We start from the raw sequence: 2,447 nt of genomic DNA, 5'->3' as shown, positions 1-2,447 counted from the left end.
GCCGGCTATCTGGCCGACTGGCGAATCTTCCGGATGCTCGGCCAGGTACGACTCGGCGCCCGCGTGTACAACAACCTCGCCCGCGCACACCGCCGCGGCCGCAAGACAGCCCGGATCGATCAACTTCTCGAGGAGGCCACCGATGCCTGACCGCAACGGCACACGCACCCCTCGCCGCGACTGCCGCGCCCTGATCGACGGCCGAGAAGTTCAGGTCGGCGGCCACCTGCATACCTCCCGGCACCACCCCGACCGAGGAGCCACGATCACCCCCGTTCGAGGATCTGGCCGAACCGGATACCGGTGCACACCTGTTCGCGCTGGTCTCGGTCCGCTGCGCTACCGACGACACCACCGTCGACCTGGACACCGGTGCCAGTCACAGCAAGTACTTCGAGGGCCTGTTCGGGATGCCCAACGGCACCAGTTGGTACCTCACACCAGCGGTCTACGACCCGCAGTCGCGTACTTACTCCCTCGCCCCGCAGGCGCTCACCGCCGGACTGAGCATCGGTGCACTGCACGACGACGTTCTCGAAATGGTCAGTGACGCTGGGTACGCTGCCCGCGGGTGTGCGGGTGCATGACTTTCCAGTGGGGACCCCTGCACCCCGACAGCCGCGGGTTACCGCCCTGACCACCCGCAGTCTCACGAGAGGAAAACAGTGAACGGTCTGTTCTGCAGCGGCGAGTCGATGGACACCGACCGATGAAACGCGCCGCCTTCTGGGGGTGGGCCACGGCCACAACAATCCCGGAAGCCCTGACGAACGCGCTCGACGCCGCGGTGTCGACGATGCACCAGGAACTCGGTGCCGATGCGCACCCGGTCAACACCTCGCACACCACAACCATCCTCACCGATCAGGTCCACCAAGACCCGGGACTGCTCAAGAGCCTTCTCGGGAGCTCGACGGCAACCGTGAACCGTGAAGACCACGCCCTGGTCACGGTCTTACTGATCGGCGAAGTCTGGTAGCCGCTGTGATTCGGAGATGAGACTGCAACGGGTGGCCGAACTCTCCGCACCTGCATAGCTCGTCGACCACGACCACCCGTGCAACTACCCAAGGAGCAGAGATGTCCCCCAACGAGCGCAACGCCCCGATTCCCGCCAACCGTGTCATCGACGAACCGTGGTGCACCGCGGTCACCGACGCCCTCTCCGCCCGCGTCAACGAACTCACACGCCTCTCACGAACGGGGATGAACCCCGCGGACAACCCTCCGCCGCTGGCGTCGCGACTGCATCGCGCTGAGGACCTGCTACCACTGGCCGCCACCACGCCAGCCACCGAGAGCGACACCGTTCCAGGACGCCCACTGAACGCGAAGGAGCGTTGATGCGATCGCTGCGTAATCCCTGGTACCGGGCCTCGGTGCGCCGAGCGGCAAGCGAGCATTGGCTGACCACCGGCAGCCGGGGATTACGTGGCATGACCGGTGAGCCGGTGGAACTCAGCGACACCGAGGCAGCTACCGTCCTCGCCGCCCTGGTCGAAACCACCGGCGGCCGGTGGCCGGCCCACCCCACACGCATCGCCCGCACGCTCCGCCGGCTCGGCATCGACGGCAACACCGAGCAGATGGCTACTGCCATCACCGCTCTGGTAAGCGACCCGGACTGGTCCCACCGCGCCCGCGAGATCACGTCCAGCGCATCGGACTGGTAAGCCGGATTGGCTCATTCACCTGGGGAGATGACATGTCCCCATCGACCGCCATCCGGGCCCGGCTATTGGCACAGGGAAGCTCTCTAGTCAGGCGTTCCCGGTCTGCTTGTTCGCCACTTCGCCGACTGCACTCTTGAGCCACCACCGGAGATTCCGCCTTCCGACCAATCGCGCGCCATCTCCGAACCGGCTTCGTTCCTGCGAAATGAACGGAACCGGATTGCCCTCGACCACAGGCTCTTGTGTCCAACGGTGCGGCGACCCGTAGATCGCATTGAGGGCGTCGCGGTCATTGCCTAGCTCTACCAGCTCATCTTCGGAGATTTCATGATGATGGAGCGGATCGGGTGCACCATCATTTCCTACTCGACGATTGAGCTCCTCGTAGAGCCTGACCAGCTCGCCAGCAGCCTCTCCCACCTCGGAATGTCCGCGCAGACGTTCGATAAGGAAGGGCAGTACAGGGATGAGGGCTCTTCCTTCTGCGCGGTCGATCCAGTCATCTTCCCAACCGAGGGTTCCGTCGGGGCTTGTCTTTGGCTCCCCGAAGAGCTGACGTGCTCCATCGACCGTATATCCCTGGTCGTACAGATCTTGGGCAGTGATCCACGACTGCTCGGGCATTTCACTCCTGTTCACTCTTGTTACGAGCTTCTCAGTCGGACAGTTGCGCGGTGCTTGGCGCGAAGACAGTGAATCCGCTAGGTGACGGTTTCTCCAAGGACCCCCGCACGCGCTCGGGCGTGTCGCTCAGCCGGACAGTAGTCGCGCCAG

6 protein-coding genes are annotated in these 2,447 nt (G+C 64.5%); 5 read left to right on the top strand and 1 reads right to left on the bottom strand.

From position 1 onward, the window contains the following. Positions 1 to 33: 33 nt before the first annotated feature. The 5 genes from ACNJ7E_RS04685 to ACNJ7E_RS04665 all read left to right on the top strand — a co-directional run bounded on the left by ACNJ7E_RS04685 (position 34) and on the right by ACNJ7E_RS04665 (position 1,673). On the top strand, positions 34 to 150 hold the full coding sequence (locus ACNJ7E_RS04685) for a DUF7463 family protein (RefSeq protein WP_418339269.1): 117 nt from the start codon (positions 34 to 36) through the stop codon (positions 148 to 150). A 260-nt stretch (positions 151 to 410) separates the two neighbouring features. Next, positions 411 to 587 (top strand): hypothetical protein, encoded by a 177-nt coding sequence (locus ACNJ7E_RS04680; RefSeq protein ID WP_418339268.1) that lies wholly within the window; start codon positions 411 to 413, stop codon positions 585 to 587. Between the two features lie 122 nt (positions 588 to 709). Next, a complete protein-coding gene (locus ACNJ7E_RS04675) occupies positions 710 to 979 on the top strand; it encodes a hypothetical protein (protein ID WP_378593656.1) in 270 nt (89 codons plus the stop codon). Positions 980 to 1,080: 101 nt separating this feature from the next. Beyond that, a complete protein-coding gene (locus ACNJ7E_RS04670; protein WP_418339267.1) occupies positions 1,081 to 1,344 on the top strand; it encodes a hypothetical protein in 264 nt (87 codons plus the stop codon). Then, positions 1,344 to 1,673: a beta/alpha barrel domain-containing protein gene (locus tag ACNJ7E_RS04665; protein ID WP_418339266.1), complete on the top strand. Its 330-nt coding sequence runs from the start codon at positions 1,344 to 1,346 to the stop codon at positions 1,671 to 1,673. Before ACNJ7E_RS04670 ends, ACNJ7E_RS04665 begins: the two co-directional genes overlap by 1 nt. Before the next feature lie 87 nt (positions 1,674 to 1,760). On the opposite strand, the gene ACNJ7E_RS04660 is transcribed toward ACNJ7E_RS04665, so the two are convergent. After that, on the bottom strand, positions 1,761 to 2,297 hold the full coding sequence (locus tag ACNJ7E_RS04660; protein WP_418339265.1) for a hypothetical protein: 537 nt from the start codon (positions 2,295 to 2,297) through the stop codon (positions 1,761 to 1,763). Positions 2,298 to 2,447 lie beyond the last annotated feature (150 nt).

The sequence above is a fragment of the Rhodococcus mengyinensis genome, assembly GCF_048381435.1.
GTDB classification, from domain to species: Bacteria; Actinomycetota; Actinomycetes; order Mycobacteriales; family Mycobacteriaceae; genus Rhodococcus_F; species Rhodococcus_F opacus_D.
This window is presented reverse-complemented; position numbering and strand designations above follow the sequence as displayed.

Coding starts and splice junctions, on each gene's coding strand:
- ACNJ7E_RS04665 (WP_418339266.1), top strand. CDS start 1,344: ATGCGATCGCTGCGTAATCCCTGGTACCGGGCCTCGGTGCGCCGAGCG.
- ACNJ7E_RS04680 (WP_418339268.1), top strand. CDS start 411: ATGCCCAACGGCACCAGTTGGTACCTCACACCAGCGGTCTACGACCCG.
- ACNJ7E_RS04670 (WP_418339267.1), top strand. CDS start 1,081: ATGTCCCCCAACGAGCGCAACGCCCCGATTCCCGCCAACCGTGTCATC.
- ACNJ7E_RS04660 (WP_418339265.1), bottom strand. CDS start 2,297: ATGCCCGAGCAGTCGTGGATCACTGCCCAAGATCTGTACGACCAGGGA.
- ACNJ7E_RS04675 (WP_378593656.1), top strand. CDS start 710: ATGAAACGCGCCGCCTTCTGGGGGTGGGCCACGGCCACAACAATCCCG.
- ACNJ7E_RS04685 (WP_418339269.1), top strand. CDS start 34: ATGCTCGGCCAGGTACGACTCGGCGCCCGCGTGTACAACAACCTCGCC.